Origin of the sequence: Georgenia sp. M64, assembly GCF_038049925.1 — a bacterium.
In the GTDB taxonomy this organism is placed as follows: domain Bacteria; phylum Actinomycetota; class Actinomycetes; order Actinomycetales; family Actinomycetaceae; genus Georgenia.
This window is the reverse complement of record NZ_CP145809.1, coordinates 775,652-802,549: the sequence shown is the minus strand read 5'-3', so window position 1 is coordinate 802,549 and position 26,898 is coordinate 775,652. Positions and strand designations below refer to the sequence as shown.

Sequence of the window (26,898 nt, the reverse complement as noted above, 5' to 3'; positions counted from 1 at the left end):
GGAGTCCTCAGTCCTCGGGCGCCAGGACCCCCAGGAGCTGACCACGCGCGACGGCGTCGGTGCGGGTGTGGACCCCGAGCTTGCGGTAGATGCTGCGCACCTGCGTCTTGACCGTGCTCTCGGAGACGTACAGGCGACGGGCGATGACGGCCACCGGCCGGCCGCTCGCGAGCTCGCGCAGGACCTTCAGCTCCCGCCCGCTGAGCGGCTCGGAGCGGACCGGCTCGGGGAACGGGCCGCTCCCCGCGGCCAGCACCGAGCGGTCGAGCACCTCGCCCCCGCCGGGCAGGGTGGCGGCGACCGACTCGAGGTCGCCCCGCGGGACGAGGAGGAACGGGCGCAGCAGCCCGGTGCGCTCGGCGATCCGGGTGGCCAGGTCCAGCGCTCCGGTGGCGGTGGCCCGCTCCCCCAGCCGGTGGGCGGCCACCGCGTGCACCAGCAGGCCCTCCAGCGCCGGCCGGCAGAGCAGCGGGACCACACCGGCCGGGGCCCGGCTGAGGTCGAGCGCGCCGCGGTCGTCCCCGGTGTACAGCGCGACCTTCGCCCGGGCGACGTCGGCCCAGTGCGGGTCGGCTCCTCGGACGTCGGTCAGCAGGGTCCGGGCGCGGGTGAGGTTGTCCGTCGCCAGGCACAGGTCCACCAGGGCGGTGAGCAGGAGGGTCTCGGTGAGGCGCTCCACCCCGGCGCCCCGCTGCTCGCGGTAGCGCTCGAGGTCGGCCAGGTGCTCCTCGGCGCCCGTCCCGTGGAGGGACCGGCCGGCCCACACGTACAGCAGGACCGCCTCGAGCCAGCGCTCGCCCTCGCCCAGCGCCGGCGGGCTGCCCGGCGCGGACGCGGGGTGCAGGGCGTCGAGATCGTGGATCGCGGGGACGGCGGTCGCGGCCACCCGCTCCAGCGGCCCGTCCGTCCCGCCCCGGTCCCGCCGGCCCCACGCGAGCCAGCGCGAGGCGGTGCGCGGGTGCCCCATGAGGGCCAGGGTCAGCGCGAGGCCCGAGGCGGCCTCGCGCCGGGTCGGCCCGGGCGACGCGCGGCGCGCCGCCTCGTGGAAGGCGTGCGCCGCGCGCAGCAGGTCGGCCCCGCGCAGCTCGGCCGAGGCCAGGTCGGCGATCGCGGCGGGGAGCCCGGGCGGGTCGGACGCGGCGGCGGCGAGCGGCAGGCCCTCCCCACCCGGCTCGACGAGCGGCAGCCCGCTCTGCAGCGCCTCGGCGAACCACCGAGGGACGGACGCGGGGAGGACGAGCTCGCGCAGCGCCCGGACCCGGGGACCGTCGTCGGGCAGGCGGGTCAGCGCCTCGCGCAGGAGGTCCCGGTGACCCTCGAGGACCGCCGCCCACGTCGTCTCGACCGTGGCGCGCAGGAGATCGGTGTCCTGGGCGTCGACGGCGTGCCGGAGCGCCGCGGGCGCGTCCCCGGCCGCCGTCGCGAGACGGGCGCTCGCGGCGCTGAGGGCACGGAACCGGGCGGGGTCGTCCTCGAGGAGGATCTGTCGCCCGCCCGCGCGCAGCAGCGGCGGGTAGCGCAGCTCGCCGGCACCGCCGGGAAGGAGGAGCCCGGCCCGGGCCATCCGCGCGAGCACGGTCTCGACGTGAGTCGCCTCACCAGGGGCCAGGAGGGCGGCCGTGGCCTCCCTCGTGAGGGTGCCGGGCACCGCCAGGGCGGTCAGCGCCCCGGCGTCCCCGTCCGCGTCGAGGTCCGCCAGGACCACCCGCAGGTAGGCGGCGATGCCGGAGACGTCGGGGAGCGGGTCGCCCTCCTCGTCGGGGGTGGACGTGAGCAGGGCCACGCGCAGCAGTCCCGGCCACCCGCCGGTCGCGGCGCACAGCTCGGCGGCGGCGTCCGGGCTGACGGACACCCCCAGCGACCGCCCCAGCAGCGCGACCCGCCGGGGGTCCAGCGCGAGGTCCTCGGCGCGCAGGACGACCGCGTCACCGCTCGCGCCGGCGAGCGCCACGGCCGGCCGGGTGGCCCGCATGAGCAGGACCAGGTGGAGCTGCTCGTGCTCGTGCGCGAGCTCGACGAGCTCGGCGTCGACCGACTCCTCGGGCTGGCGGTCGTAGGCGTCGACGACGATGACGAGGTCGCGCCGGCGGGCCCCGGCGGTGCGGGCCAGGCGCTGCCAGCCGTCCTCGCCCACGCCGGGGTTCTCGTGGCCCGCGAGGACGACCGCGTCGTGGAGCGCGGCCCAGAACTCCGCACGGCCCGTCACCGACGGCGGCACCGCCGCCCACACGAGGTCGTGCTCGGGCAGGTCGCGCCGGCGCAGCCACGCCGAGACGGTCGTCGTCTTGCCGTAGCCGCGCGGGGCCTGCACCACGACGAGCGCGGGCAGGCCGCTCAGGCGTGACCAGGCGGCGTCGGTGGGGAAGAACGCCTCGGGGACGCGTGGCAGGCCCCGTCCGTCACCGTCGCGGCGCGACGGTGGCATCACTCGTCGCTTCCGCCGGCGACGGTCGCCGGCTGCGCGGAGCGGTCGAGCTCCTCGGCCCGGCGCAGGGCCTCCGCGCGGTTCGTCACCCGCATCTTGTGGTAGATGCTGCGGAGGTGGGACTTGGCGGTGTTGACCGACAGGCCCAGCTCCCGGGCGACCGCGACGGCGCCGGCGTGGACGTGCAGGGCCTGGAGGACCTCGAGCTCGCGCGGGGTGAGGATCTCGGTGAGCTCCTCCCCGCCGGCGGCCACGGCGTCGGGCGCGGGCGCGAGCCCTGCGGGCCACATCTGCAGGACCTGCGGGTCGGCGCCGGCGAGGGCGGTGAAGACCCCGCGCGGGATGACGAGGAACGGCCGGCGCAGCCCGGACGACTCGCCGGCGCGGACGGCGCGGACGAAGGCCGCCCGGGCGGGCACCCGCTCCCCCAGGGCGTGGTGGGCCGCCGCGACGACGAGCCAGCACTCCATGACCGAGCGCTGGGTGAGACCGGGCATCTCGAGCGCGGCCCGGGCGCGGGCCATGGCCCGGCGGTGGTCACCGGCGGCGAGGGCGAGACGCGCGTGGGTGGCGGCGCTGACCACCGACACCGGCAGGTCCTCGGCGGCCTTGCGCGCCGCGACGTCCAGCCCGCCGGCCAGGAGGACCTCGACCTCGGAGGTGCGCACGAGCATCTCCGTCAGGCCTCCGCGCGGCAGGTAGTGCCGGGCCGCGCGCAGGTTCGCCGCCCACCGCGCGACGTCGGCCGGGCCGCCGTCGAGGGAGGCGTGCAGGGCCGAGACCAGGACCGACAGCGCCCAGACCTCGTCGCGCCGGTGCCGCTGCGGCATCGCCGCGACGCGCTCCGCGAGGTCGTCGTCGAGGCGGTCCAGCGCGACGAGGGCGGCGGCCTGGGCGAGCCACGGGCCCACCAGCGCGTGGTCCTCGTGGTCCGGACGGTTCACCGCCGCCAGGACCGGGTCGGCGAGCCAGCGGGCGGCGATGTCGGCGTCGGCGTAGATGGCGTGGGTCATGGCCAGGCCCACGGTGGCGAGCCGGACCGACGTGGGGTTGCCGCCGGGCTCCTGCGCCCGGGACCGGGCCCGCCCGAACGCGTAGAGGGCGGCGGACTCGTCCCCGGCGAGGACGGCGGCGACCCCCCACTGCAGCAGGGCGACCGAGGTGGGCTCGACACGTCCGTGGGTGCGCTGGGGCGAGAACTCGGCGGTGATCCCGCGGATGTCGCCCGTGCGCCAGGGCGGCGCCGGCGGTCGGTCGCCGCCGGGCGGGAGGGACCCCGTCACGTCCTCGCGGGCCACCCGGAACCGCGGGTGCGCGGCGGCCACCTCAGGCGGGATGAGCTGGGCGGCGGCCACGAGGACCACCGGCTCCTCCGTGACGATGTGGTGCCACTCCTGCTCCAGGACGCGCTCCGCGGTCTCCCAGGCGCCGGCGTGGACCGCGTGGACGAGCACCCGCAGGTGGTCGTCCCCGCGGGCGTGGTGGTCCATGAGGATGCGGTGGACCTCGCGCAGCTCGTCGGGGCGGGACTCGGCCAGCATCCGCACGAGGGCCTGCCGCACGATCGGGGCGAAGGAGTAGGCCCGCCGGCCGTCGCGGATCTCCTCGCGGAGCAGCCCGGCGGCCCGGACGTTGCGCAGGATCTGCGGCGTCGTGTCCTGGGGCGCGAGGAGCTGGGCGACCTCCGCGTCGAACTCCTCCGGGACGGCGGCCCGCAGGAGGAAGCTCCGCACGGCCTCGTGGCGAAGGTCCCGGACCATCGAGGCGATGTACTCGTCGGCGAGGGCGAGGTTGACCTGCCCACCCTCGGTGCGCGAGCGCACCAGGACGTCGCGCACGGCGGCGGGCCAGCCGCCGAACCCGTCGGCGAGCCGGCCGGCGTCGCGCCCGGAGATCGGCACGCCGAGCCGGCGCGCCAGCGCTGCGACCGCGACCGCGTCGAGCCGCAGGTTCTGCGGCGAGATGATCGTGGCGTCGACGGACAGGGACCCGGAGGTCTCCAGCAGGCGCATGGTCCGCGTGGCGACGACCAGGTAGAGCTGGTCGTTCTGGCGCACCAGCTCGACGAGGTCGTCGTCGATCTCCGCTGCGGCGTCCCGCCGTCCGGCGTGGTGGTAGCTGTCCAGGACGATCGTCAGCGGGGTGCGCCGGGCGCCGAGCGCGCCGAGGACGCGCAGCCGGTCCGTGTCCCCGGCCGGTGCGGGCCCGGCGACGGCCCGCTCCTGCTGGAGCACCCCCGCCGCCTCGAGCGCACCGGCGACCCCGGCCCAGAACTCCGCGGCGTCGTTGGCCTCGCGGGTGAGCGCGAGGGAGACGACCGCGTGCCCCGGACCACCGGTGGCCAGCCAGGCCCCGAGCAGGGTGGACTTGCCGTAGCCGCGTGGTCCGCGGACGACCGTGAGCGGGGCGCGGGCGTCGAGCATGGCGATCAGTGCCGGGTCGACCTCGACCTCGCGGGCCGTGCGCGGCCGGAGCTCGAGGACGGCGGGGAGCGACGCGACCACGCCACCCCCTCCCCCCGCACGTCCGTCCCCGGACGCCGGCGCCGCCGTACGGTGCCCTTGCCATTGTGGGCCTCGGGACGGCGTTGTGGAACGGTTCGGCGGCAATATCCCCCGAACATGGGATTTCGTGCCCGAAGAGATCGGGGCACACAGAGATGGGGCGGCGAAGGGCGGGTCAGCCGGGTGCGACCTCGACGCCGAGCGCGGCGAGCCGGGCGGCCCCGCCGTCGGGCGCGGTGAGGACCCAGATGCCGTGCTCACCCAGCGCCACCGTGTGCTCCCAGTGCGCGGCGCGGGCGCCGTCGAGGGTGACCACGGTCCAGTCGTCGGCGAGGACCTCGCTCGCGGGGGACCCGGCGGTGAGCATCGGCTCGACCGCCAGCGCCATCCCCGGGCGCAGGCGGGGCCCTTTGTCCTTGGTGCGGTAGTTCAGCACCTCGGGCGGCTGGTGCATCGCCGAGCCGATGCCGTGCCCGACGTACTCCTCGACGATCCCCAGCCGGACCCCGGTCTCGCCGCCGCGTCGCTCGACCACGTCCTCGACGGCGTCCCCGACGGCGCCGAGGTGGGTGCCGGTGGCCAGTGCCGCGATCCCGGCCCACATCGCCTCCTCGGTGATGTCGACCAGGAGGCGGTCCTCCTCGTCGGCGGGCTCGCCGACGATCGTGGTGAAGGCGGCGTCACCGTGCCACCCCTCGACCACGGCGCCGCAGTCGAAGGAGACGACGTCGCCCTCCTGGATGACCCGGTCGCCGGGGATGCCGTGGACGATGACCTCGTTGACGGAGATGCACACCGTCGCGGGGTAGCCGTGGTAGCCGAGGAAGTTCGAGGTGGCTCCGGCTCGCGCCAGCACGTCGGCGGCGACGGCGTCGAGCTCGCCCGTGGTCGTCCCGGGCGCGACGGCCTCGCGCAGCGCCGCGTGGATGTCGGCGACCACCAGGCCCGCCCGCCGCATGACCGCGATCTGCTCCGGGGTCTTGTACTCGATCCGCTCGCGCCCGAACACGGTCCGCCTCAGCCGAGGCGGGGCGCGAGGGCGGTCATGATGCGCTCGGTGACCTCGTCGATCGAACCGATGCCGTCGACCTGCACGAGCAGGCCCCGCCCGGCGTAGACGTCGGCCAGCGGCTGGGTCTGCTCGGCGTAGACCTCGAGCCGGCGGCGGATGACCACCTCGGTGTCGTCCGCCCGGCCCTGCTCCTGGGCCCGCCCGAGCAGGCGGGTGACCACCTCGTCGGTGTCCGCGGTGAGCTCGACGACGGCGTCGAGCGCCTGCCCGGCGTCGGCGAGCATGGCGTCGAGCTCGACGACCTGGTCGTCGGTGCGCGGGTAGCCGTCCAGGAGGAAGCCGTCCGCGGCGTCGGACTGCGCGAGCCGGTCGCGCACCATGGCGTTGGTGACCTCGTCGGGCACGTACTCCCCGGCGTCCATGTAGCGCTGGGCGCGGCGGCCGAGCTCGGTCTGGCCGGCGACGTTGGCCCGGAAGATGTCCCCGGTGGACACCGCCGGGACGCCCAGCCGCTCGGAGATCCGCGCGGCCTGGGTCCCCTTGCCGGCGCCGGGGGGGCCGAGGAGGACGAGACGTGCGCTCATCGGAGGAACCCTTCGTAGTGCCGCTGCTGGAGCTGGGAGTCGATCTCCTTGACCGTCTGCAGACCCACGCCGACGACGATGAGGATCGAGGTGCCGCCGAACGCGATCTGCGTGATGTTCATCTGCGCGAACACGATCGTCGGGATGAGGGCGACCAGGGTCAGGTAGATGGCGCCGGCCGTCGTGATGCGGATGATGACGTACTGCAGGTACTCGGCGGTGGGCCGGCCCGCACGGATGCCGGGGATGAACCCGCCGTACCGCTTCATGTTGTCCGCGACCTCGTCGGGGTCGAACGTGATCGAGGTGTAGAAGAACGCGAAGAACAGGATGAGCACCGCGTACAGCGCGATGTACAGGGGCGAGGCCGGGTTCGCGACGTTGGCGATGACCCACTGCACCCACGGCTCGGTCTGGTCGCCGAACTGCGCGACGAGGGTCGGCAGGGCCAGGAGCGAGGAGGCGAAGATGACCGGGATGACGCCGGGCATGTTGATCTTGATCGGGATGTAGGTCGAGGAGCCGCCGTACATGCGCCGCCCCACCATCCGCTTGGCGTACTGGACGGGGATCCGACGCTGCGACTGCTCGACGAACACGACGAGCAGCGTGATGAGCAGGATGAGACCTACGACGATCGCGAGGCGGCCGGCGCCGTCGGCGCCACCGGCGATCGACCACAGCGCCGAGGGGAACGAGGCGGCGATGGAGGTGAAGATCAGCAGCGACATGCCGTTGCCGACACCGCGCTCGGTGATGAGCTCGCCCAGCCACATGATCAGCCCGGTGCCGGCGGTCATCGCCGTGATGGTCAGCAGGAGCGAGAGCGGGGAGTCGTCCGGGATCGGCGGGGTGGGGCAGCCCGGGAAGAGGGCGCTGTTGGCCACCGTGACGATCACCGAGGACTGCAGGATCGCGAGGAAGATCGTGAGGTAGCGGGTGTACTGCGTGAGCTTGGACTGCCCCGCCTGGCCCTCCTTGTGCAGCTCCTCGAACCGCGGGATGACCACCCGCATGAGCTGGACGATGATGCTCGCCGTGATGTAGGGCATGATCCCCAGCGCGAACACGCTCAGCTGGAGGAGGGCACCGCCGCTGAAGAGGTTGACCATGCCGAGGAGGTCGCTCGTGCCCTGCAGCGACAGGCACTGCTGGACGTTGACGTAGGAGACCCCCGGGGCCGGGATGAACGTGCCCAGCCGGAAGATCGCCATGATCCCCAGCGTGAACAGCAGCTTGCGCCGTAGGTCAGGCGTGCGGAACGCCTGGGCGAATGCGCTGAGCAAACTTCCTCCTGCATGGTGGTGGCGGGCCACGTCGGCCCGCTGCGGGGTGCGGCCGGGTCACGGCGCGGGCCGCGCGTCAGACTATCGCGGATGCGCGCCGGCGCGGGCCGCCGGGGGCCCCGGACGCACGAGGGCGGCCCGGCACGTGTGCCGGGCCGCCCTCGTCGTGGCTCACGCGGCGGAGATGGTCCCGCCGGCAGCCTCGATCTTGTCCTTGGCCGAGGCCGACCACGCGTCGACGGCGATCTCGAGCTTCACGCCGAGCTCACCGGTGCCGAGGATCTTGACCGGCTTGCCGGAGCGCACCGCGCCCTTGGCGACCAGGTCCTCGACGGTGACGGAGCCACCCTCGGGGTAGAGCGCGCCGAGCTTGTCCAGGTTGACGACCTGGTACTCGGTGCGGAACGGGTTCTTGAAGCCCCGGAGCTTGGGCAGCCGCATGTGCAGCGGCATCTGCCCGCCCTCGAAGCGCTCGGGCACCTGGTAGCGGGCCTTGGTGCCCTTGGTGCCGCGACCGGCGGTCTTGCCGCGCTTGCCACCCTCACCACGGCCGACGCGGACCTTGGCGGTCCGGGCGCCGGGCGCGGGGCGGAGGTGGTGGACGCGCAGCGCGGGGCCCACGGTCTCGTTCTTCTCGTTCTCAGCCATGGTCAGTCGACCTCCTCGACGGAGACGAGGTGCGCCACCGTCTGGATCATGCCGCGGACCTCGGGCTTGTCCTCCCGCACGACCGACTGGCCGATGCGGCGGAGCCCCAGGGTGCGCAGGGTGTCCTTCTGGTTCTGCTTGCCGCCGATGACGGACTTGGTCTGGGTCACCTTGAGCTCGGCCATCACGCACCTGCCCCGACGGTCGCCTGGTCGCCCGACTTCTCGGCGCGGTCCTTCGCCTCGCCCGCGGCGCGCTGGCGCAGCATCGCGGCCGGGGCCACGTGCTCCAGCGGCAGACCACGACGCGCGGCGACGGCCTCGGGCTGCTCGAGCCCCTTGAGCGCCGCCACGGTGGCGTGGACGATGTTGATCGCGTTGGACGAGCCGAGCGACTTGCTCAGGATGTCGTGGATGCCCGCGCAGTCGAGGACGGCGCGGACGGGACCACCGGCGATGACACCGGTACCCGGCGACGCCGGCCGGAGGAAGACGACGCCGGCCGCAGCCTCACCCTGCACGACGTGCGGGATGGTCTTGGCGATGCGGGGGACGCGGAAGAAGTTCTTCTTCGCCTCCTCCACGCCCTTGGCGATCGCCGCGGGCACCTCCTTGGCCTTGCCGTAGCCGACACCCACGGTGCCGTCGCCGTCGCCGACGACGACCAGCGCCGTGAAGCTGAAGCGGCGACCGCCCTTGACGACCTTGGCGACACGGTTGATCGTGACGACGCGCTCGATGTACTGGCTCTTCTCCTCGGCGCCGCGCCGGTTGTCCCGGCGGTCGCCGCCGCCGCGACGGCCGTCGCGCCGGTTGGTGCTCTCGCCCTCGCGGTTCTCCCCCGCGCCGGTAGCGGAGCCGGTCCTGCTTCGCTGCGGTGCAGCCATCAGATGTTCCTCTGCTCTCGTACGGTCTGCGTGGTCACAGGGCCAGACCACCCTCGCGGGCGCCGTCGGCCACGGCCGCGACCCGCCCGTGGTACTTGTTGCCCCCGCGGTCGAACACGGCGGCCTCGATGCCGGCGGCCTTGGCCCGCTCGGCCACGAGCTCGCCGACCTTGCGCGCCTTGGCGACCTTCTCGCCCTCCGCGGACCGCAGGTCCGCCTCGAGCGTGGAGGCCGAGGCCAGCGTGCGGCCGGTGGAGTCGTCCACGAGCTGGGCGACCATGTGCCGGGCAGAGCGGGTGACGACCAGGCGGGGACGCTCGGCCGTGCCCGTGATGCGCTTGCGCACCCGGAGGTGGCGGCGCTGACGGGCGACGTACTTGCCCTTGCCCTTGATGGAGATAGCCATGGCTTACTTACCAGCCTTTCCGACCTTGCGGCGGACCTGCTCGCCGGCGTAGCGCACGCCCTTGCCCTTGTACGGCTCGGGCTTGCGGATCTTGCGGATGTTCGCGGCGACCTCGCCGACGAGCTGCTTGTCGATGCCGGAGACCGAGAACTTCGTCGGGCCCGTCACCGTGAACGTGATGCCCTCGGGGGCGCTCACGGACACCGGGTGGGAGAACCCGAGCGCGAACTCGAGGTCCGAGCCCTTCGCCTGGACGCGGTAACCGGTACCGACGATCTCGAGGTCCTTGGTGTAGCCCTGGGTCACCCCGGTGACGAGGTTGGCCAGGAGCGTGCGGGTCAGGCCGTGGCGCGAGCGCGCCTCGCGCTCGTCGTTGGGCCGGGTCACCACGATGGCGCCGTCCTCGTCGCGTGCGACGGAGATGGGCTCGACCACCGTGTGCGCCAGGGTGCCCTTGGGGCCCTTGACCGTCACGGTGGAGCCGTCGATGGTGACGTCGACGCCAGCGGGGACCGGGACGGGGAGCCTACCGATTCGGGACATGCTCTTATTCCTTCCGGGTCACCAGACGTAGGCGAGGACTTCCCCGCCCACACCCTTGTTCTGCGCCTCGCGGTCCGTCAGCAGGCCGGAGGAGGTGGACAGGATCGCCACACCGAGGCCGCCGAGGACCCTGGGCAGGTTCGTCGACTTGGCGTAGACCCGGAGACCGGGCTTGGACACACGGCGCACCCCCGCGAGCGAGCGCTCACGGTTGGGGCCGAACTTCAGGTCGAGGGTCAGCTTCTTGCCGACCTCGGCGTCCTCGACGGTCCAGGCGGCGATGTAGCCCTCCGCCTTGAGGATCTCGGCGATGTTCGCCTTGAGCTTCGAGTACGGCATGGTCACCGACTCGTGGTACGCCGAGTTGGCGTTACGCAGACGCGTGAGCATGTCCGCGATGGGGTCTGTCATAGTCATCGGGCCTCGGCCCTTCCTCGTCGTGGTTTCCTCGCGGGACCTGCGACGTCAGTGTTACCAGCTGGACTTGGTGATACCGGGCAGCTCGCCGCGCAGCGCCATCTCGCGCAGGCAGACACGGCACAGTCCGAACTTGCGGTAGACCGCGCGCGGACGCCCGCAGCGCTGGCACCGGCTGTACGAGCGGACGCCGAACTTCGGCTTCCGGTTGGCCTTCTGGATCAGAGCGGTCTTCGCCATCTCAGTCCTCCTTGAAAGGGAATCCGAGGCGACGCAGCAGCGAGCGACCCTCGTCGTCGGTGGTGGCCGAGGTGACGACCGTGATGTCCATGCCGCGCACGCGGTCGATCTTGTCCTGGTCGATCTCGTGGAACATCGACTGCTCGGTCAGACCGAAGGTGTAGTTCCCGTGGCCGTCGAACTGCTTCGGGCTCAGGCCGCGGAAGTCGCGGATACGGGGCAGCGCCAGGGACAGCAGCCGGTCGAGGAACTCCCACATGCGGTCCCCGCGAAGGGTGACGTGGGCGCCGATCGGCTGGCCCTCGCGCAGCTTGAACTGGGCGATGGACTTGCGGGCCTTGGTCACCTGCGGCTTCTGACCGGTGATCTGGGCCAGGTCGCGGATCGCGCCCTCGATGAGCTTGGAGTCACGCGCCGCGTCCCCCACGCCCATGTTGACCACGATCTTGGTCAGGCCGGCGACCTCGTTGACGTTGGCGTGCTGGAACTCCTCGCGCAGCCCGGCGACGATCTCGTCGCGGTAGCGCTGCTTGAGGCGCGGCAGTGCGGTGGTGGTGGTCTCGCTCATGCTCAGATGTCCTTACCGGAGCGCTTCGCGACACGGACCCGCACGCTGCGGTCGCGGCCGTCACGCTCGACCTGCTCGGTGCGGTAGCCCACCCGGGTGCCCTTCTTGGTCTCCGGGTCGACCAGCATCACGTTGCTGACGTGGATGGGGGCCTCGACGGTCTCGATGCCGCCGGTGCGCGCACCGCGGCTGGACTGGCCCACCTTGGTGTGCTTCTTCACGCGCTGGACGCCCTCGACGACGACGCGGTCGGCGTCGCGCTGGACCTCCAGCACCCGGCCCTGCTTGCCCTTGTCGCGGCCGGCGATGACGACGACGAGGTCGCCCTTCTTGATCTTCGCCATGGTCAGAGCACCTCCGGCGCCAGAGAAATGATGCGCATGAACTTCTTGTCTCGCAGCTCGCGCCCCACGGGCCCGAAGATGCGGGTACCGCGCGGGTCGCCGTCGTTCTTGAGGATGACGGCCGCGTTCTCGTCGAACTTGATGTACGAGCCGTCGGGACGACGGCGCTCCTTGGTGGTGCGGACCACGACCGCCTTGACGACGTCGCCCTTCTTGACGTTGCCGCCGGGGATGGCGTCCTTGACGGTGGCGACGATGACGTCGCCGATGCCGGCATAGCGCCGGCCGGAGCCGCCGAGCACACGGATGCAGAGGATCTCCTTCGCACCGGTGTTGTCGGCGACCTTCAGCCGCGACTCCTGCTGGATCATGAGGTGTACTCCTGTCGTCGTGCCGGTTCTCGCACGGGGCGAGCCTTGCCGAACGGATGGTGGGCTTCGACCTGGTGGTCGTGGCTTACTTGGCCTTCTCGAGGATCTCGACGAGGCGGAAACGCTTGGTGGCGGACAGCGGCCGGGTCTCCATGATCCGGACGAGGTCGCCGACGTGGGCCTCGCCGTTCTCGTCGTGGGCCTTGACCCGACGGGTGCGGCGGATGACCTTGCCGTAGAGGGCGTGCTTGACGCGGTCCTCGACCTCGACCACCACGGTCTTGTCCATCTTGTCGCTGACCACGTAGCCCCGGGCCGTCTTGCGGTCGGTGCTGCGCGTGGTGTCGCCCTCGGCGGGCGTGGTGTTCTCGCTCACGGGTCCCTCGTTCACTTCTCGGTGCTCGGCGCGGTGCGGATGCCGAGCTCGCGCTCGCGCACGATCGTGTAGATGCGGGCGATGTCGCGGCGCACGGCCTTGAGCCGGCCGTGGTCCTCGAGCTGCCCGGTCGCGGCGGAGAACCGCAGGTTGAACAGCTCGGCCTTGGCCTTCTCCAGCTCCTGGGCCAGCTTCTCGTCGTCCATCTGGTCCAGGTCGGCCGGGGCCATGCCCTTGGTTCCGATGGCCATCAGCTCTCACCACCCTCACGACTCACGAAGCGAGTCTTCATCGGGAGCTTGTGCTGCGCGCGGCTCATGGCCTCGCGGGCGAGCTCCTCATCCACGCCGGCCAGTTCGAACATGATGCGGCCGGGCTTGACGTTGGCGATCCACCACTCCGGGGAGCCCTTGCCGGAACCCATGCGGGTCTCGGCGGGCTTCTTCGTCAGCGGGCGGTCGGGGAAGATGTTGATCCACACCTTTCCACCACGCTTGATGTGACGGGTCATGGCGATACGGGCGGCCTCGATCTGCCGGTTGGTGACGTAGGCGGGCTCGAGGGCCTGGATGCCGAAGTCGCCGAACGAGATCTCGGTGCCACCCTTGGCCACGCCGCGACGCGTGGGGTGGTGCTGCTTGCGGTGCTTGGTCCGCCGGGGGATGAGCACGGCTCAGGCCTCCGTTCCGGTCGACGCCGCGCCGGGCTCGGAGGCCGGGGCCTCCTGGGCCGGGGCGGCCTGGGTGCGGGCGTCGCGGGGGGCGCCGTCGCGAGGGGCGCCGTCGCGGCGCGGGGCGCCACGACGCTCGCCACCACGGCCGCGGGGGGCGCCGCGGGAGCCGCCCTCCGCCTGCTCGCGGGCGTAGTCCTTCTCGGTCATGTCGCCCTTGTAGATCCACACCTTCACGCCGATGCGGCCGAAGGTGGTGCGGGCCTCGAAGAAGCCGTAGTCGATGTTCGCGCGCAGGGTGTGCAGCGGCACGCGCCCCTCGCGGTAGAACTCCGAGCGCGACATCTCCGCGCCGCCGAGGCGGCCGGCGCACTGCACCCGGATGCCCTTGGCGCCGGCGCGCTGGGCGGACTGCATGCCCTTGCGCATGGCGCGGCGGAACGACACGCGCGAGGCGAGCTGCTCGGCGATGCCCTGGGCGACCAGCTGGGCGTCCATCTCGGGGTTCTTGACCTCGAGGATGTTCAGCTGGACCTGCTTGCCCGTGAGCTTCTCGAGCTCGCCGCGCAGCCGGTCGGCCTCCGCACCGCGGCGCCCGATGACGATGCCCGGGCGGGCGGTGTGCAGGTCGACGCGGACCCGGTCGCGGGTGCGCTCGATGTCGACCTTGGCGATGCCGGCGCGCTCCATGCCCGCGGACATGAGGCGACGGATCGCCACGTCCTCGCGCACGTAGTCGCGGTAGCGCTGGCCGACCTTGGTCGAGTCCGCGAACCAGCGCGAACGGTGGTCTGTGGTGATGCCGAGTCGGAACCCGGTCGGGTTGACCTTCTGACCCACTATCGGGTCCTCCCCTTCGTGCCAGCGGCCTTCTTGGCCGCGCCGGTGGTCTCAGCCTCGCCGACGATGACGGTGATGTGGCTGGTGCGCTTGAGGATGCGGCTGGCCCGGCCCTGGGCCCGCGGACGGAACCGCTTGAGGGTCGGACCCTCGTCCACGTAGGCCTCGACGACGACGAGCCTGGACTCGTCGAACGCCTCGCCGGCCTGGTCGGCCTTCACTCGGGCGTTGGCGATCGCACTCTCGACGACCTTGCGCACGGTCTCCGCCGCCGCCTGCGGGGCGAACCGCAGAACGCTCACGGCCTCCTCGGCGCGCTTGCCGCGGACGACGTCCACGACCCTGCGCGCCTTCTGAGGCGTGACGCGGACGAATCGCGCCTGCGCCTTGGCTTCCATGTTCCTGCCTTACTTGTCGGTTCGGTGTGCTCGGGAGGTCCGCGGCCGCGTCAGCGGCGGCGGGCCTTGCGGTCGTCCTTCTCGTGCCCGCGGAAGGTGCGGGTCGGGGCGAACTCCCCGAGCTTGTGGCCGACCATCGACTCGGTGACGAAGACCGGGACGTGCTTGCGGCCGTCGTGCACCGCAAAGGTGTGACCCAGGAAGTCGGGCGTGATGACCGACCGGCGGGACCAGGTCTTGATGACGTTCTTGGTGCCCTTCTCGTTCTGGACGTCCACCTTCTTCTGGAGGTGGTCGTCGACGAAGGGACCCTTCTTCAGACTGCGCGGCATGTCGTCGTCTCCCTATCAGCGCTTCTTGCCGGTACGGCGACGGCGCACGATGAGCTTGTCGCTCGGCTTGTTCGGACGGCGGGTGCGGCCCTCGGGCTGGCCCCACGGGCTGACCGGGTGACGGCCACCGGAGGTCTTGCCCTCGCCACCACCGTGCGGGTGGTCCACCGGGTTCATGACGACACCGCGGACGGTGGGGCGCTTGCCCTTCCACCGCATGCGGCCGGCCTTGCCCCAGTTGATGTTCGACTGCTCGGCGTTGCCCACCTCGCCGACGGAGGCGCGGCAGCGCACGTCGACGTTGCGGATCTCGCCGGAGGGCATGCGCAGCTGGGCGAAGCGGCCCTCCTTGGCGACGAGCTGGACCGACGCACCGGCCGAGCGGGCGATCTTCGCGCCGCCACCGGGCTTGAGCTCGATGGCGTGGATGACCGTACCGACCGGGATGTTGCGCAGCGGCAGGTTGTTGCCGGGCTTGATGTCCGCGCCCGCGCCGTTCTCGATGCGGTCGCCCTGCTGCAGCTTGTTCGGGGCGAGGATGTAGCGCTTCTCGCCGTCGGCGTAGTGCAGCAGCGCGATGCGCGCGGTGCGGTTGGGGTCGTACTCGATGTGGGCGACCTTCGCCGGCACGCCGTCCTTGTCGTGACGACGGAAGTCGATGACGCGGTACGCACGCTTGTGGCCGCCACCCTTGTGCCGGGTGGTGATCCGGCCGGTGGAGTTGCGGCCACCGGTCTTGGTCAGCGGACGGACCAGCGACTTCTCCGGCTCGGACCGGGTGATCTCGACGAAGTCGGCCACGCTCGAACCGCGGCGGCCCGGCGTCGTCGGCTTGTACTTACGGATTCCCATGGATCAGATCCTCAATCTCTCCGGCAGACCGGCCTCAGCCGGCCACCTCGCCAAAGATGTCGATGGTTCCCTCGCGCAGCGTGACGATCGCGCGCTTGGTGTCCTTGCGCTTGCCGAGGCCGAACTTCGTCCGGCGGGTCTTGCCGGGACGGTTCAGGGTGTTCACCGAGGCGACCTTGACGTCGAAGATCTTCTCCACGGCGTTCTTGATCTCGGTCTTGTTCGAGCGGGGGTCCACCTCGAAGGTGTACTTGCCCTCGTCGATCAGGTTGTAGCTCTTCTCCGACACGATCGGCTTGACGATGATGTCGCGGGGGTTCTTGCTCGCCTCGAGGCTCACTTGGTCTCCTCCTCGGCCTTCGGGCCGCCGAGGAAGGTCTCGAGCGCACCGGAGGTGAACACGACGTCGTCGTTGACCAGGACGTCGTAGGTGTTGAGCTGGTCGACCCACAGCAGGTGCACGGTGGGCACGTTGCGCAGCGCGAGGACGGTGTGCTCGTCGCTGCGCTCGACCACCACGAGGGCGGTCCGGTCGGCGACGATCGTGCGCAGGGCGCTGACCGCGGTGCGGGTCAGGCGCTCGGCGCCGGCGTCGACGAGCCCGGAGACGACGTGCACGCGGCCGGCGCGGGCCCGGTCCGACAGGGCCCCGCGCAGGGCGGCGGCCTTCATCTTCTTGGGGGTGCGCTGGCTGTAGTCGCGCGGCTGCGGGCCGTGGACGACGCCACCGCCGGCGAACTGCGGGGCGCGGGTCGAGCCCTGACGGGCGCGGCCGGTGCCCTTCTGCTTGTAGGGCTTGCGGCCACCGCCGCGGACCTCGCCGCGGGTCTTGGTGGCGTGCGTGCCCTGACGCGCGGCGGCGAGCTGCGCCACGACGACCTGGTGGATCAGCGGCACGTTCGTCTGGACGTCGAACACCTCGGCGGGAAGCTCGGCCGAGCCGGCCTTCTCGCCCGTGGCGTCGAGCATGTCGACGGTCTGGGTGGTAGCCATGCGGCTCACGCCCCCTTCGCGGCGGTACGGATCACGACGACGCCACCCTTGGGGCCGGGAACGGCGCCCGCGACGAGCAGGAGACCCTTCTCGGCGACGACGGCGTGGATCGTGAGGTTCTGGGTGGTGTGACGGTCGTGGCCCATGCGTCCGGCCATCTTCAGGCCCTTGAACACGCGCGAGGGCGTCGAGGCGCCACCGATAGAGCCGGGCTTGCGGTGGTTGCGGTGCGCACCGTGGGAGGCGCCGACACCGTGGAACCCGTGCCGCTTCATGACACCCGCGGTGCCCTTGCCCTTGGTGGTGCCCACGACGTCGACCTTCGCGCCGGCCTCGAAGGCCTCGGCGGTGATCTCCTGCCCGAGCGAGTACTCGGCGGCGTCGGTGGTGCGGATCTCGGCCACATGGCGGCGGGGGGTGACCCCGGCCTTGCCGAAGTGGCCCTTGAGGGGCTGGGTGACCTTGCGGGGGTCGATCTGGCCGAAGGCGAGCTGGACGGCGCTGTAGCCGTCGGTCTCGGGGGTGCGCACCTGCGTCACGACGTTGGTGCCCACCTGGACGACCGTGACCGGCACGAGGCGGCCGGCCTCGTCCCAGACCTGGGTCATGCCGAGCTTCGTGCCGAGCAGCGCCGTGACGGCGCGGCCGGCAGCCTGCTGGGAAAGGGTAGTCATGGCAGATGTCCTCAGAGCTTGATCTCGATGTTGACGTCCGCGGGCAGGTCGAGACGCATGAGCGAGTCGACGGCCTTCGGCGTCGGGTCGACGATGTCGATGAGCCGCTTGTGCGTGCGCATCTCGAAGTGCTCGCGGCTGTCCTTGTACTTGTGGGGCGAACGGATGACGACGAAGACGTTCTTCTCCGTCGGCAGCGGCACCGGGCCCACGACCGTCGCACCAGCGCGAGTCACCGTGTCGACGATCTTGCGCGCCGAGCTGTCGATGACCTCGTGGTCGTAGGACTTGAGCCGGATGCGGATCTTCTGTCCCGCCATGGCGTCGTCTAACCTCTCTCGTACCGCAACTTGCACCGACCCCCGCGCTCGGGCGTGTCGCGGTTGGTGACACGCTCGACCGGTTCTCCCCTCGCGGGGGGTGGTCGCTGTGATGCTTGGTCGGACCTGGGCGGGGCCGCCCGATCCTGCAGTCTTTGGCGCCTCGGGCCGGGGCCCAGGCAACCTGAACAGTCTGCCAGACGGACAGGCGCTTTGCCTAATCCGGAAGGCTCCTCCGGATGAGGGGCCGGTCACGTCCGGCGCCGCGCTCGCGCGCGATCCGGCGCACCCACGCTACCAGCCGGCCGGCGTGACGGCGAGGCCCCGGCGGTGCACCGGCTGTGAGGCTGCGCACGGGCGGGTGCTGCGTCCGGGGAACGGACCGCGCCGACCCCGCGCCATCCGGCGGCACCCGTCCCGCCACCTCGACGACGACGAGGACCCGGCAGCGCCGTGAGGCAGCTGCCGGGCCCTCGGGGGTCCTGCGTGCCGGCCGGGGCCGGCTGCCGGGTCAGACCCGGCGGGGCGTCACTTGAGGATCTTGGTGACGCGGCCCGAGCCGACGGTCCGGCCACCCTCACGGATGGCGAAGCCGAGGCCCTCCTCCATGGCGATGGGCTGGATGAGCTCCACCGTCATGTCGGTGTTGTCGCCGGGCATGACCATCTCGGTGCCCTCGGGCAGCGTGATGACGCCGGTGACGTCGGTGGTACGGAAGTAGAACTGCGGGCGGTAGTTCGAGTAGAACGGGTTGTGACGCCCGCCCTCGTCCTTGGCCAGGATGTAGACCTGGCCCTCGAAGTTGGTGTGCGGGGTGATCGAGCCCGGCTTGCAGACGACCTGCCCGCGCTCGACCTCCTCGCGCTTGGTGCCACGCAGCAGCAGGCCCACGTTCTCGCCCGCGTCGGCGGTGTCGAGGAGCTTCCGGAACATCTCGATGCCGGTGACGATGGTCTTCATCTTCTCGGGGTGGATCCCGACGATCTCGACCTCCTCGTTCACCTTGAGCTGGCCGCGCTCGACACGACCGGTGACGACGGTGCCGCGACCGGTGATGGTGAAGACGTCCTCGATCGGCATGAGGAACGGCTTGTCGATGTCGCGCACCGGGTCCGGCACGTTCTCGTCGACAGCCTCCATGAGCTCCTCGACGGACTTGACCCACTCCGGGTCGCCCTCGAGCGCCTTGAGCGCGGAGACGCGCACGACCGGGACGTCGTCGCCGGGGAAGCCCTGGGCGGTCAGCAGCTCGCGGACCTCCATCTCGACGAGCTCGAGGATCTCCTCGTCCTCGACCATGTCGGACTTGTTGAGCGCGACGAGCAGGTAGGGCACGCCGACCTGACGGGCGAGCAGGACGTGCTCGCGGGTCTGGGCCATGGGGCCGTCGGTGGCGGCGACCACGAGGATGGCGCCGTCCATCTGCGCCGCACCGGTGATCATGTTCTTGATGTAGTCGGCGTGACCCGGGGCGTCGACGTGCGCGTAGTGGCGCTTCTCGGTCTGGTACTCCACGTGGGAGACGTTGATCGTGATGCCGCGCTGACGCTCCTCAGGAGCGTTGTCGACCTGGTCGAACGGGGTGAACTTGTTCAGGTCCGGGTACTTGTCGGCCAGCACCTTCGTGATGGCCGCGGTCAGCGTCGTCTTGCCGTGGTCGACGTGACCGATCGTGCCGATGTTGACGTGCGGCTTGGTCCGCTCGAACTTGGCCTTCGCCACTGGGTCCTCCTGAGGACTCGGGTAGTTGTCTCACAGCTCTGGCAGGCGCGTCCTGGCCCTGCCGGGGCGGTTGGGATCCTACGGGTCGGTTATGGATTACTTGCAGGGTCGACCTGTGGGACTCACTCGCCCCGGGTCTTCTTGATGATCTCCTCGGCGACGTTCCGAGGAACCTCCGAGTAGCTGTCGAACTGCATGGAGTACACCGCGCGGCCCTGGGTCTTCGACCGCAGGTCGCCGACGTAGCCGAACATCTCCGACAGCGGCACGAGGGCACGGACCACCTTCACGCCCGAGGCATCCTCCATCGACTGGATCATGCCACGACGCGAGTTCAGGTCGCCAATGACGTCGCCCATGTACTCCTCGGGCGTACGCACCTCGACGTCCATCATCGGCTCGAGCAGCGCGGGGTCGGCCTTGCGGACGCCCTCCTTGAGCACCATCGAGCCGGCGATCTTGAAGGCCATCTCCGAGGAGTCGACCTCGTGGTAGGCGCCGTCGAGCAGGATCGCCTTGACGCCCACGAGCGGGTAGCCGGCCAGGACGCCGTTCTGCAGCGCGTCCTGGATGCCCGCGTCCACGCTGGGGATGTACTCGCGCGGGATGCGGCCGCCGGTGACCTTGTTCTCGAACTCGTACAGGTCGCCCTCGGAGGTGTCCAGCGGCTCGAAGGTCATCTGGACCTTGGCGAACTGCCCGGAGCCACCGGTCTGCTTCTTGTGCGTGTAGTCGATCTTCTCGACCTTGCGGCGGATGGTCTCGCGGTAGGCCACCTGGGGGGCGCCGACGTTGGCCTCGACCTTGAACTCGCGACGCATGCGGTCGACGAGGATGTCGAGGTGGAGCTCGCCCATGCCGCCGATGACGGTCTGGCCGGTCTCCTCGTCCAGGCGCACGGAGAAGGTGGGGTCCTCCTCGGCGAGCTTCTGGATGGCGGTGGAGAGCTTCTCCTGGTCGCCCTTGGTCTTCGGCTCGATCGCGACGTGGATGACCGGCTCGGGGAAGGTCATCGACTCGAGGACGATCTGGGCGTCCTGGGCGCACAGGGTGTCACCGGTGGTGACGTCCTTGAGGCCGATGAACGCGTAGATGTGGCCGGCGTGGGCCTCGTCGATCGGGTTCTCCTTGTTGGAGTGCATCTGGAACATCTTCCCGATGCGCTCCTTCTTCCCCTTGGTCGAGTTCATGACCTGGGCGCCCTGCGCCACCGTGCCGGAGTAGACCCGCACGTAGGTGAGCTTGCCGAAGAAGGGGTGCGACGCGACCTTGAAGGCCAGCGCGGAGAACGGCTCGCTCTCGGACGGCCGGCGCTCGAGGATGACCTCCTCGTCCTTGACGTCGTGGCCCTGGACGGCGGGGACGTCGAGCGGGGAGGGGAGGTAGTCGATGACGGCGTCGAGCATGGGCTGGATGCCCTTGTTCTTGAACGCCGAGCCGCAGAAGACCGGGTACGCCGAGGAGGAGACGGTCAGGGCGCGCACGCCCCGCTTGATCTCCGCGACGGTGAACTCCTCGCCGCCGAGGTACTTCTCGAGCAGCTCCTCGTCGGCCTCGGCAACCTGCTCGATGAGCTTGTTGCGGTACTCCTCCGCCTTCTCGCGCAGGTCGGCCGGGATCTCCTCGATCTCGTAGTCCTCGCCGATCTTGACCTCGCCGCGCCAGGTCAGCGCGCGCATCTCGACCAGGTCGATGACGCCGGCGAACTCGGACTCGGCGCCGATCGGCAGCTGCATGACCAGCGGGGTGGCCTTGAGCCGGTCGACGATCGTCTTGACCGTGAAGTCGAAGTTCGCGCCCAGCTTGTCCATCTTGTTGACGAAGCAGATGCGCGGCACGTCGTACTTGTCGGCCTGGCGCCACACCGTCTCGGACTGGGGCTCGACACCCTCCTTGCCGTCGAAGACGGCGACGGCGCCGTCGAGGACGCGCAGGGAGCGCTCGACCTCGACCGTGAAGTCCACGTGGCCGGGGGTGTCGATGATGTTGATCTGGTTGTTCTTCCAGAAGCAGGTCGTCGCGGCCGACGTGATCGTGATGCCGCGCTCCTGCTCCTGCTCCATCCAGTCCATCGTCGAGGCGCCGTCGTGGGTCTCGCCGATCTTGTAGTTGATGCCGGTGTAGAACAGGATCCGCTCGGTCGTCGTCGTCTTGCCGGCGTCGATGTGCGCCATGATGCCGATGTTGCGGACCTTGGTCAGGTCGGTCAGCACGTCAAGTGCCACGTGAGGCTCTCTTCTCGGGTCTCGGGGCTGGACAGGGGGCGGCGACGGCCGCCGGGGTCACCGGCGGCCGGCCGGCGTCACCAGCGGTAGTGCGCGAAGGCCTTGTTGGACTCGGCCATCTTGTGGGTGTCCTCGCGGCGCTTGACAGCGGCGCCGAGGCCGTTGGAGGCGTCGAGGATCTCGTTCATGAGGCGCTCGGTCATCGTCTTCTCGCGGCGCGAGCGTGCGTAGTCGACGAGCCAGCGCATCGCGAGGGTGGTCTGCCGGCTGGGGCGGACCTCGACGGGCACCTGGTAGGTGGCGCCACCGACGCGGCGGGAGCGGACCTCGAGGGCGGGGCGGACGTTGTCCAGCGCGCGCTTGAGGACGACCGCGGGGTCACCCTGCGTCTTGTCGCGCACGCCCTCGAGCGCGCCGTACACGATGCGCTCGGCGGTGGACTTCTTGCCGTCCATCAGCACGCGGTTGACGAGCTGGGTCACCGTCGGGGAGCCGTAGACCGGGTCGACGACGAGGGGACGCTTCGGGGCGGGGCCCTTACGAGGCATTACTTCTTCTCCTTCTTCGCGCCGTACCGGCTGCGAGCCTGCTGGCGGCCGCGCACACCCTGGGTGTCGAGCGCTCCGCGGACGATCTTGTAACGCACACCGGGCAGGTCCTTCACACGACCGCCGCGCACGAGCACGATCGAGTGCTCCTGCAGGTTGTGGCCGACACCGGGGATGTACGCGGTGACCTCGATACCGCTCGACAGACGCACGCGGGCGACCTTGCGAAGGGCCGAGTTCGGCTTCTTCGGGGTCGTGGTGTACACGCGGGTGCACACACCGCGACGCTGCGGGCTGCCCTTGAGGGCCGGCGTCTTGGAGGTCCCGACCTTGACGCTGCGGCCCTTGCGGACCAGCTGCTGAATCGTGGGCACTACTTCTCCGTCTCGAAGTTCTTTGGCTGTCGAATGTCACTGCTCGCCCGACCGTGGGGTCGACCGGCCCGGGCCGTGCGGCCCGTCCAGGCTCGCTCCCCCAGCCCCCGTTGTCGGGCGTGTCGACCAGAGGTGGACCCGGTCGTGCGTCACCCTGGGGAGACGTGGACCTGTCCGGCTGGCGAGAACGCCTGCGCACTCCTGCCTCCACCGGGGGTTGGGACCCCGGGACAGCCGCACGCACGAGAGCCCGATGTCGCGGGCACCGCCGACCAGCGTACTCTGCGGCGGTTGACAGCGTCAAAGGCAGGGAGGTGGCCCCGGGGTGGTCTGCGCCACGTCCGGGACGTGCGGTGGCCCGCCCGGGCCGGCGGCGGGGTCTCCCCCGCCGCCGACGCGGTCAGGTCAGCGGAACTCCAGCCCGTAGGTGTCCGGACCGAAGTCCAGCTCCTCGAGCAGGATGGCCTCGCCCGAGCCGCCGGCCGGGGCGAAGTCGATGTCGCTGTAGCCCAGGCGGGAGAACGCCTGCGCCTTGGCCTCCTCGGTGGGCTCCACGACGACCTCGTGGTAGCGCGGCAGGCCCGTCCCGGCGGGGATGAGCTTACCGAGGATGACGTTCTCCTTGAGGCCGAGCAGCGGGTCGCGCCGGCCGGACATGGCCGCCTCGGTGAGCACCTTCGTCGTCTCCTGGAAGGAGGCGGCGGAGAGCCACGAGTCGGTCGCCAGCGACGCCTTGGTGATGCCCATGAGCTCGGGCCGTCCGGAGGCGGGGGTGCCGCCCTCGGAGACGACGCGGCGGTTCTCGTCCTCGAACCGGGAGCGCTCCATGAGCTCGCCCGGCAGCAGGCGCGAGTCGCCCGAGTCGAGCACCGTGACCCGGCGCAGCATCTGCCGGACGATGACCTCGATGTGCTTGTCGTGGATGTCCACACCCTGCGAGCGGTAGGTCTCCTGGACCTGCTCGACGAGGTGCTTCTGCGTCGCACGCGGCCCGAGGATGCGCAGGACCTTCTTCGGGTCAACGGCACCGAACACGAGCTGCTTGCCGACGGCGACGTGCTCGCCGTCCTCGACCAGCAGGCGCGAGCGCTTGCTCACCGGGTAGACGACGTCCTCCTGGCCGTCGTCGCGCACGATGACGAGCTTGCGGGTGCGCTCGGAGTCGTCGACCTTGATCCGGCCCGCGGCCTCGGCGATCGGGGCCTCACCCTTGGGGGTGCGGGCCTCGAACAGCTCCTGGACACGGGGCAGACCCTGGGTGATGTCCTCCGCGGAGGCGGCACCACCGGTGTGGAAGGTCCGCATCGTCAGCTGCGTGCCGGGCTCACCGATGGACTGGGCCGAGATGATGCCCACGGCCTCGCCGATGTCGACGAGCTTGCCGGTAGCCAACGAGCGGCCGTAGCACAGCGCGCAGGTGCCCACGCGGGACTCGCAGGTCAGCACGGAGCGGACCTTGACCTCGGTCGCCCCGCCGGCGACGAGCCGGGAGATGACCACGTCGCCGATGTCGGCGCCGGCCTCGGCGAGGACGGTGCCGTCGGCCGCCTTGACGTCCTGGGCCAGGGTGCGGGCGTAGACGCTGGTCTCGACCGTGTCGGCGCGCACGAGCGTGCCGTCCGGGCCGGGCTCGGCGATGGTCATCGTCAGGCCCATGCGGGTGCCGCAGTCGTCCTCGCGGACGATGACGTCCTGGGAGACGTCGACGAGACGACGGGTGAGGTACCCCGAGTCAGCGGTTCGCAGCGCCGTGTCCGCCAGGCCCTTGCGGGCGCCGTGGCTGGCGATGAAGTACTCCAGGACCGACAGGCCCTCGCGGTAGTTGGACTTGATGGGGCGCGGGATGATCTCGCCCTTCGGGTCCGCCACGAGGCCACGCATGCCGGCGATCTGGCGCACCTGCATCCAGTTGCCTCGCGCACCGGAGGAGACCATCCGGTAGACGGTGTTGCGGGCCGGGAAGTTCTCCTGCATCACCGCGGCGACCTCGTTCGTCGCCTGCGTCCAGATGTCGATGAGCTCCTGACGGCGCTCGTCGTCGGTGATCAGGCCCAGGTCGTACTGGTCCTGGATCTTCGCGGCCTCGCCCTCGTACTTCTCCAGCAGCTCGGCCTTGGCCTCCGGGACGACGACGTCGGAGATGGCGATCGTCATGCCCGACCAGGTGGCCCAGCGGTAGCCGGCCTCCTTGAGGGCGTCCAGGCTGGCCCCGACCTCGACCTTGGGGTACCGCTCGGCGAGGTCGTTGACGATGGTCCCGAGGACCTTCTTGTCCGCGACGTGGTTGATGTAGGGGTAGTCCACGGGCAGCGCCTCGTTGAAGAGGGCGCGGCCCAGCGTGGTCTCCAGGACGACGGGCTCGCCCGCCTCCCAGCCCTCCGGCGCGGTCCAGCCGGCAGGCGGCACGAGGCCCTCGACGCGGATGTTGACCACGGCGTTGATGTCCAGCTCGCCGCGGTCGAACGCCATCTGCGCCTCGGCCACGGAGGAGAACGACCGGCCGTGCCCGAGGGCGTCGGCGCGGTCCGCCGTGAGGTGGTGCAGGCCCACGATCATGTCCTGGGAGGGCATGGTCACCGGGCGGCCGTCGGACGGCTTGAGGATGTTGTTCGAGGACAGCATGAGGATGCGGGCCTCGGCCTGGGCCTCCGCGCTCAGCGGCAGGTGCACGGCCATCTGGTCGCCGTCGAAGTCGGCGTTGAACGCGCCGCACACGAGCGGGTGGAGCTGGATGGCCTTGCCCTCGACGAGCTGGGGCTCGAAGGCCTGGATGCCCAGGCGGTGGAGCGTGGGCGCGCGGTTGAGCAGCACGGGGTGCTCACGGATGACCTCCTCGAGCACGTCCCACACCTGGGGGCGGGAGCGCTCGACCATCCGCTTGGCGGCCTTGATGTTCTGGGCGTGGTTGAGGTCGACGAGCCGCTTCATGACGAACGGCTTGAAGAGCTCCAGCGCCATCTGCTTGGGCAGGCCGCACTGGTGCAGCTTGAGGGTGGGGCCCACCACGATGACCGAACGGCCCGAGTAGTCCACGCGCTTGCCGAGCAGGTTCTGGCGGAACCGGCCCTGCTTGCCCTTGAGCATGTCCGAGATCGACTTCAGCGCCCGGTTGCCCGGACCGGTGACGGGGCGTCCACGGCGGCCGTTGTCGAACAGCGCGTCCACGGACTCCTGGAGCATGCGCTTCTCGTTGTTGACGATGATCTCCGGCGCGCCCAGGTCCAGCAGCCGCTTGAGGCGGTTGTTGCGGTTGATGACGCGGCGGTAGAGGTCGTTGAGGTCCGAGGTGGCGAACCGGCCGCCGTCGAGCTGGACCATCGGGCGCAGGTCCGGCGGGATGACCGGGACGCAGTCCAGGACCATGCCCAGCGGGGAGTTGCCGGTGGTGAGGAAGGCGTTGACGACCTTGAGGCGCTTGAGCGCCCGGGTCTTGCGCTGCCCGGTGCCGGTGGCGATGATCTCGCGCAGCGTGTCGCCCTCGGCGACCAGGTCGAAGGACTCCAGGCGCTTCTGGATCGCCTCGGCGCCCATCGAGCCCTTGAAGTAGATGCCGTAGCGGGCCTGCAGCTCGCGGTAGAGCAGCTCGTCGCCCTCGAGGTCGCCGACCTTGAGGTTCTTGAAGCGGTCCCACACGCGGTCCAGGCGCTCGACGTCGGTCTCCGCGCGCTTGCGGATCTGCGCCATCTCGCGCTCGGCGGACTTGCGCACCTTGTCGCGCGCGTCGGCCTTCGCACCGGCGGCCTCGAGCTCGGCGAGGTCGGCCTCGAGCCGCTGGGCGCGGGCCTCGATGTCGGTGTCGCGCTTGTGCTCGACCTGCTGGCGCTCGAGGTCCATCTCGTTCTGGAGCGAGCTGAGGTCCTCGTGGCGGCCGGCGTCGTCGACCTCGGTGATCATGTACGCCGCGAAGTAGATGACCTTCTCGAGGTCCTTGGGCGCGAGGTTGAGCAGGTACCCCAGGCGCGACGGGACGCCCTTGAAGTACCAGATGTGGGTGACGGGGGCGGCGAGCTCGATGTGGCCCATCCGCTCACGCCGGACCTTGGACCGGGTGACCTCCACGCCGCACCGCTCGCAGATGATGCCCTTGTAGCGCACGCGCTTGTACTTGCCGCAGGCGCACTCCCAGTCACGGGTGGGGCCGAAGATCTGCTCGCCGAAGAGACCGTCCTTCTCCGGCTTGAGGGTGCGGTAGTTGATCGTCTCGGGCTTCTTGACCTCACCGTGCGACCATTCGCGCACGTCCGCTGCGGTCGCGAGGGAGATGTGCAGCTGGTCGAAGACATTGACGTCGAGCAAGGGTTCCTACTTCCTGAAGGTAGAACACCGTGTACTGCTGGGGA

Annotated in this window: 31 protein-coding genes; all 31 read right to left on the bottom strand. The window is 71.0% G+C overall.

Annotation, left to right across the window (positions count from 1 at the left end):
* Positions 1–7 precede the first annotated feature (7 nt).
* A complete protein-coding gene (locus AAEM63_RS03605; protein WP_341360298.1) occupies positions 8–2,425 on the bottom strand; it encodes a LuxR C-terminal-related transcriptional regulator in 2,418 nt (805 codons plus the stop codon).
* The gene (locus AAEM63_RS03600; RefSeq protein ID WP_341360297.1) at positions 2,425–4,929 is read right to left on the bottom strand and encodes a LuxR C-terminal-related transcriptional regulator; all 2,505 of its coding nucleotides are present in this window, start codon (positions 4,927–4,929) and stop codon (positions 2,425–2,427) included. Before AAEM63_RS03600 ends, AAEM63_RS03605 begins: the two co-directional genes overlap by 1 nt.
* 175 nt (positions 4,930–5,104) lie before the next feature.
* The gene (map, locus tag AAEM63_RS03595; protein WP_341360296.1) at positions 5,105–5,938 is read right to left on the bottom strand and encodes a type I methionyl aminopeptidase; all 834 of its coding nucleotides are present in this window, start codon (positions 5,936–5,938) and stop codon (positions 5,105–5,107) included.
* Positions 5,939–5,946: 8 nt separating this feature from the next.
* Entirely contained in the window at positions 5,947–6,525 is a 579-nt protein-coding gene (locus AAEM63_RS03590) for an adenylate kinase (protein WP_341360295.1), read from the bottom strand.
* Positions 6,522–7,811, bottom strand: a complete 1,290-nt coding sequence (gene secY, locus AAEM63_RS03585) for a preprotein translocase subunit SecY (RefSeq protein ID WP_123917117.1) — start codon at positions 7,809–7,811, stop codon at positions 6,522–6,524. Before secY ends, AAEM63_RS03590 begins: the two co-directional genes overlap by 4 nt.
* 171 nt (positions 7,812–7,982) lie before the next feature.
* Positions 7,983–8,459 carry a 50S ribosomal protein L15 gene (rplO, locus tag AAEM63_RS03580; protein WP_341360294.1) on the bottom strand — a complete coding sequence of 159 codons (477 nt, stop codon included), beginning with the start codon at positions 8,457–8,459 and terminating at the stop codon, positions 7,983–7,985.
* A gap of 2 nt (positions 8,460–8,461) precedes the next feature.
* A complete protein-coding gene (gene rpmD / locus AAEM63_RS03575; protein WP_123917113.1) occupies positions 8,462–8,644 on the bottom strand; it encodes a 50S ribosomal protein L30 in 183 nt (60 codons plus the stop codon).
* A complete protein-coding gene (gene rpsE, locus AAEM63_RS03570; protein ID WP_341360293.1) occupies positions 8,644–9,345 on the bottom strand; it encodes a 30S ribosomal protein S5 in 702 nt (233 codons plus the stop codon). The genes rpmD and rpsE overlap by 1 nt, the downstream gene beginning before the upstream one ends.
* A 34-nt stretch (positions 9,346–9,379) precedes the next feature.
* Positions 9,380–9,751, bottom strand: a complete 372-nt coding sequence (rplR, locus tag AAEM63_RS03565) for a 50S ribosomal protein L18 (protein WP_123917109.1) — start codon at positions 9,749–9,751, stop codon at positions 9,380–9,382.
* A gap of 3 nt (positions 9,752–9,754) precedes the next feature.
* The gene (gene rplF / locus AAEM63_RS03560) at positions 9,755–10,294 is read right to left on the bottom strand and encodes a 50S ribosomal protein L6 (protein WP_123917107.1); all 540 of its coding nucleotides are present in this window, start codon (positions 10,292–10,294) and stop codon (positions 9,755–9,757) included.
* An 18-nt stretch (positions 10,295–10,312) separates the two neighbouring features.
* Complete coding sequence (gene rpsH / locus AAEM63_RS03555; protein ID WP_123917105.1) at positions 10,313–10,711, bottom strand: 30S ribosomal protein S8; 399 nt, start codon at positions 10,709–10,711, stop codon at positions 10,313–10,315.
* Positions 10,712–10,765: 54 nt separating this feature from the next.
* Positions 10,766–10,951: a type Z 30S ribosomal protein S14 gene (locus AAEM63_RS03550; protein WP_341360292.1), complete on the bottom strand. Its 186-nt coding sequence runs from the start codon at positions 10,949–10,951 to the stop codon at positions 10,766–10,768.
* 1 nt (position 10,952) lies between these two features.
* Positions 10,953–11,519 carry a 50S ribosomal protein L5 gene (gene rplE, locus AAEM63_RS03545; protein ID WP_123917101.1) on the bottom strand — a complete coding sequence of 189 codons (567 nt, stop codon included), beginning with the start codon at positions 11,517–11,519 and terminating at the stop codon, positions 10,953–10,955.
* Positions 11,520–11,521: 2 nt separating this feature from the next.
* Positions 11,522–11,863, bottom strand: a complete 342-nt coding sequence (rplX, locus tag AAEM63_RS03540) for a 50S ribosomal protein L24 (protein ID WP_123917099.1) — start codon at positions 11,861–11,863, stop codon at positions 11,522–11,524.
* A 2-nt stretch (positions 11,864–11,865) separates the two neighbouring features.
* Positions 11,866–12,234 (bottom strand): 50S ribosomal protein L14, encoded by a 369-nt coding sequence (gene rplN, locus AAEM63_RS03535; RefSeq protein ID WP_123917097.1) that lies wholly within the window; start codon positions 12,232–12,234, stop codon positions 11,866–11,868.
* Between the two features lie 85 nt (positions 12,235–12,319).
* Positions 12,320–12,610, bottom strand: coding sequence for a 30S ribosomal protein S17 (rpsQ, locus tag AAEM63_RS03530; protein WP_341360291.1), 291 nt, complete (start codon positions 12,608–12,610; stop codon positions 12,320–12,322).
* An 11-nt stretch (positions 12,611–12,621) separates the two neighbouring features.
* On the bottom strand, positions 12,622–12,861 hold the full coding sequence (rpmC, locus tag AAEM63_RS03525) for a 50S ribosomal protein L29 (RefSeq protein WP_123917095.1): 240 nt from the start codon (positions 12,859–12,861) through the stop codon (positions 12,622–12,624).
* Positions 12,861–13,280, bottom strand: a complete 420-nt coding sequence (gene rplP, locus AAEM63_RS03520; RefSeq protein WP_123917093.1) for a 50S ribosomal protein L16 — start codon at positions 13,278–13,280, stop codon at positions 12,861–12,863. Before rplP ends, rpmC begins: the two co-directional genes overlap by 1 nt.
* Before the next feature lie 3 nt (positions 13,281–13,283).
* Entirely contained in the window at positions 13,284–14,120 is an 837-nt protein-coding gene (gene rpsC / locus AAEM63_RS03515; RefSeq protein ID WP_341360290.1) for a 30S ribosomal protein S3, read from the bottom strand.
* Positions 14,120–14,518 carry a 50S ribosomal protein L22 gene (gene rplV, locus AAEM63_RS03510; protein ID WP_123917089.1) on the bottom strand — a complete coding sequence of 133 codons (399 nt, stop codon included), beginning with the start codon at positions 14,516–14,518 and terminating at the stop codon, positions 14,120–14,122. The genes rpsC and rplV overlap by 1 nt, the downstream gene beginning before the upstream one ends.
* Before the next feature lie 50 nt (positions 14,519–14,568).
* Positions 14,569–14,850, bottom strand: a complete 282-nt coding sequence (gene rpsS, locus AAEM63_RS03505; RefSeq protein WP_123917087.1) for a 30S ribosomal protein S19 — start codon at positions 14,848–14,850, stop codon at positions 14,569–14,571.
* A 15-nt stretch (positions 14,851–14,865) separates the two neighbouring features.
* On the bottom strand, positions 14,866–15,702 hold the full coding sequence (rplB, locus tag AAEM63_RS03500; protein ID WP_123917085.1) for a 50S ribosomal protein L2: 837 nt from the start codon (positions 15,700–15,702) through the stop codon (positions 14,866–14,868).
* A 34-nt stretch (positions 15,703–15,736) separates the two neighbouring features.
* Entirely contained in the window at positions 15,737–16,042 is a 306-nt protein-coding gene (gene rplW, locus AAEM63_RS03495; RefSeq protein ID WP_123917083.1) for a 50S ribosomal protein L23, read from the bottom strand.
* Complete coding sequence (gene rplD / locus AAEM63_RS03490) at positions 16,039–16,695, bottom strand: 50S ribosomal protein L4 (RefSeq protein ID WP_341360289.1); 657 nt, start codon at positions 16,693–16,695, stop codon at positions 16,039–16,041. The genes rplW and rplD overlap by 4 nt, the downstream gene beginning before the upstream one ends.
* 5 nt (positions 16,696–16,700) lie before the next feature.
* Complete coding sequence (gene rplC, locus AAEM63_RS03485) at positions 16,701–17,369, bottom strand: 50S ribosomal protein L3 (protein ID WP_341360288.1); 669 nt, start codon at positions 17,367–17,369, stop codon at positions 16,701–16,703.
* A gap of 11 nt (positions 17,370–17,380) precedes the next feature.
* Positions 17,381–17,689 (bottom strand): 30S ribosomal protein S10, encoded by a 309-nt coding sequence (gene rpsJ, locus AAEM63_RS03480; protein ID WP_006502853.1) that lies wholly within the window; start codon positions 17,687–17,689, stop codon positions 17,381–17,383.
* Positions 17,690–18,217: 528 nt separating this feature from the next.
* The gene (gene tuf / locus AAEM63_RS03475; protein WP_123917077.1) at positions 18,218–19,411 is read right to left on the bottom strand and encodes an elongation factor Tu; all 1,194 of its coding nucleotides are present in this window, start codon (positions 19,409–19,411) and stop codon (positions 18,218–18,220) included.
* A 122-nt stretch (positions 19,412–19,533) separates the two neighbouring features.
* Positions 19,534–21,636, bottom strand: a complete 2,103-nt coding sequence (gene fusA / locus AAEM63_RS03470; RefSeq protein ID WP_341360287.1) for an elongation factor G — start codon at positions 21,634–21,636, stop codon at positions 19,534–19,536.
* A 77-nt stretch (positions 21,637–21,713) separates the two neighbouring features.
* Positions 21,714–22,184, bottom strand: a complete 471-nt coding sequence (rpsG, locus tag AAEM63_RS03465) for a 30S ribosomal protein S7 (protein WP_123917073.1) — start codon at positions 22,182–22,184, stop codon at positions 21,714–21,716.
* Positions 22,184–22,558 (bottom strand): 30S ribosomal protein S12, encoded by a 375-nt coding sequence (gene rpsL / locus AAEM63_RS03460; protein ID WP_043498211.1) that lies wholly within the window; start codon positions 22,556–22,558, stop codon positions 22,184–22,186. Before rpsL ends, rpsG begins: the two co-directional genes overlap by 1 nt.
* Positions 22,559–22,963: 405 nt before the next feature.
* On the bottom strand, positions 22,964–26,854 hold the full coding sequence (locus AAEM63_RS03455) for a DNA-directed RNA polymerase subunit beta' (RefSeq protein ID WP_341360286.1): 3,891 nt from the start codon (positions 26,852–26,854) through the stop codon (positions 22,964–22,966).
* Positions 26,855–26,898 lie beyond the last annotated feature (44 nt).

Excerpts from the sequence above, each read along its gene's own strand:
- rpsJ (WP_006502853.1), bottom strand. The coding sequence starts at position 17,689 with ATGGCGGGACAGAAGATCCGCATCCGGCTCAAGTCCTACGACCACGAG.
- rplV (WP_123917089.1), bottom strand. The coding sequence starts at position 14,518 with ATGGAAGCCAAGGCGCAGGCGCGATTCGTCCGCGTCACGCCTCAGAAG.
- rplE (WP_123917101.1), bottom strand. The coding sequence starts at position 11,519 with ATGAGCGAGACCACCACCACCGCACTGCCGCGCCTCAAGCAGCGCTAC.
- AAEM63_RS03550 (WP_341360292.1), bottom strand. The coding sequence starts at position 10,951 with ATGGCGAAGACCGCTCTGATCCAGAAGGCCAACCGGAAGCCGAAGTTC.
- rplX (WP_123917099.1), bottom strand. The coding sequence starts at position 11,863 with ATGGCGAAGATCAAGAAGGGCGACCTCGTCGTCGTCATCGCCGGCCGC.
- rplD (WP_341360289.1), bottom strand. The coding sequence starts at position 16,695 with ATGGCTACCACCCAGACCGTCGACATGCTCGACGCCACGGGCGAGAAG.
- rpsE (WP_341360293.1), bottom strand. The coding sequence starts at position 9,345 with ATGGCTGCACCGCAGCGAAGCAGGACCGGCTCCGCTACCGGCGCGGGG.
- rplR (WP_123917109.1), bottom strand. The coding sequence starts at position 9,751 with ATGGCTATCTCCATCAAGGGCAAGGGCAAGTACGTCGCCCGTCAGCGC.
- rplN (WP_123917097.1), bottom strand. The coding sequence starts at position 12,234 with ATGATCCAGCAGGAGTCGCGGCTGAAGGTCGCCGACAACACCGGTGCG.
- rpsH (WP_123917105.1), bottom strand. The coding sequence starts at position 10,711 with ATGACTATGACAGACCCCATCGCGGACATGCTCACGCGTCTGCGTAAC.
- rpmD (WP_123917113.1), bottom strand. The coding sequence starts at position 8,644 with ATGGCCGAGCTCAAGGTGACCCAGACCAAGTCCGTCATCGGCGGCAAG.
- rpsG (WP_123917073.1), bottom strand. The coding sequence starts at position 22,184 with ATGCCTCGTAAGGGCCCCGCCCCGAAGCGTCCCCTCGTCGTCGACCCG.
- AAEM63_RS03605 (WP_341360298.1), bottom strand. The coding sequence starts at position 2,425 with ATGCCACCGTCGCGCCGCGACGGTGACGGACGGGGCCTGCCACGCGTC.
- rplB (WP_123917085.1), bottom strand. The coding sequence starts at position 15,702 with ATGGGAATCCGTAAGTACAAGCCGACGACGCCGGGCCGCCGCGGTTCG.
- rplF (WP_123917107.1), bottom strand. The coding sequence starts at position 10,294 with ATGTCCCGAATCGGTAGGCTCCCCGTCCCGGTCCCCGCTGGCGTCGAC.
- AAEM63_RS03590 (WP_341360295.1), bottom strand. The coding sequence starts at position 6,525 with ATGAGCGCACGTCTCGTCCTCCTCGGCCCCCCCGGCGCCGGCAAGGGG.
- rplC (WP_341360288.1), bottom strand. The coding sequence starts at position 17,369 with ATGACTACCCTTTCCCAGCAGGCTGCCGGCCGCGCCGTCACGGCGCTG.
- rpsS (WP_123917087.1), bottom strand. The coding sequence starts at position 14,850 with ATGCCGCGCAGTCTGAAGAAGGGTCCCTTCGTCGACGACCACCTCCAG.
- rpmC (WP_123917095.1), bottom strand. The coding sequence starts at position 12,861 with ATGGCCATCGGAACCAAGGGCATGGCCCCGGCCGACCTGGACCAGATG.
- rplO (WP_341360294.1), bottom strand. The coding sequence starts at position 8,459 with ATGGCTGAGAACGAGAAGAACGAGACCGTGGGCCCCGCGCTGCGCGTC.